Raw genomic sequence first — 1,515 nt, forward strand, 5'->3', positions numbered from 1 at the left:
AGTTCTTGTAATTGTTTGCGTGTTTCCACAAGCATCAACAGCAGTATCAGCAAAAGTCACTGTTACATTTCCACAAGTATCTGTAGCTGTAGCACTACCAGTAGCAGCAGAATCAGTACTTTCCGTACATTCCACTGTAGCATCAGCAGGTAGTGTTAACGTTGGAGCAGTAGTATCTACTACTGAAATCGTTTGTGTATCAGACACAGCATTACCACAGTCGTCAGTAGCAGTCCAAGTTCTTGTAATTGTTTGCGTGTTTCCACAAGCATCAACAGCAGTATCAGCAAAAGTCACTGTTACATTTCCACAAGTATCTGTAGCTGTAGCACTACCAGTAGCAGCAGGATCAGTACTTTCCGTACATTCCACTGTAGCATCGGCAGGTAATGTTAATGTTGGCGCAGTAGTATCTACCACTGAAATAGTTTGAGTATCAGACACAGCATTACCACAGTCGTCAGTAGCTGTCCAAGTTCTCGTAATTGTTTGCGTGTTTCCACAAGCGTCAACAGCAGTATCAGCAAAAGTAACTGTTACATTTCCACAGTTATCTGTAGCTGTAGCATTACCAGTAGCTGCAGGATCAGTACTTTCCGTACATTCCACTGTAGCATTAGTAGGTAATGTTAATGTTGGCGCAGTAGTATCTTGAATCGTTAAGGTTGCACTTAATGTAGTAGCATTACCACAGTCGTCAGTAATTGTATAGATTACAGTAATTGTACCAGCCTGCCCACATGTAGATACTAAATTAGTATAAGTATAATCTGAAGTTACGGTAACGCCAAGATCATCAGCACATGTTTCTAGAGCAGTAATATTTCCAGCATTCCAGTCGTTAGCTAACTGCTCATTGTCAGCACCAGAACATTCAATAGATTCATCAGTTACAGAGCAATTGGATAAATCAGGAATTGTTCCATCATCAAAAGTTAAGGTTGCAATAACTGTTGAGGTATTACCACAATCATCAGCAATAGTGTAAGTAACATTTAATGTACCACAAGGACCACAAGTTGTATTTAAGTTATTAAAGTCATAATCAGAAGACACAGTTAGGTCAGCATCACAGGCATCAGTAGCACATGCTTCTAAAGCTACAATGTTAGCTGCATTCCATGCATCTGCAAGAGTTTCGTTATTCGTGTCAGAGCATTCTAATACTGTATTTTCTATAGTACAAGCTGTTATATCTGGAGCGATAGTATCTACTACCGAAATTGTTTGAGTATCAGATACAGCATTACCACAGTCATCAGTAGCTGTCCAAGTTCTTGTAATTGTTTGCGTGTTTCCACAAGCATCAACAGCAGTATCAGCAAAAGTCACTGTTACATTTCCACAAGAGTCTGCGGCTGTAGCATTACCAGTAGCGGCAGGATCAGTACTTTCCGTACATTCCACTGTAGCATCAGCAGGTAATGTTAATGTTGGCGCAGTAGTATCTACCACTGAAATCGTTTGAGTATCAGACACAGCATTACCACAGTCGTCAGTAGCTGTCCAAGTTCT

The 1,515-nt window shown here is 40.5% G+C and carries 1 pseudogene; it reads right to left on the bottom strand.

Annotated features, from left to right (window positions below):
* Positions 1 to 1,515: pseudogene (locus tag Q0787_RS19225) on the bottom strand (gliding motility-associated C-terminal domain-containing protein); the annotation flags it as partial.

This window comes from uncultured Psychroserpens sp. (genome assembly GCF_947492715.1).
Classification (GTDB): domain Bacteria; phylum Bacteroidota; class Bacteroidia; order Flavobacteriales; family Flavobacteriaceae; genus Psychroserpens.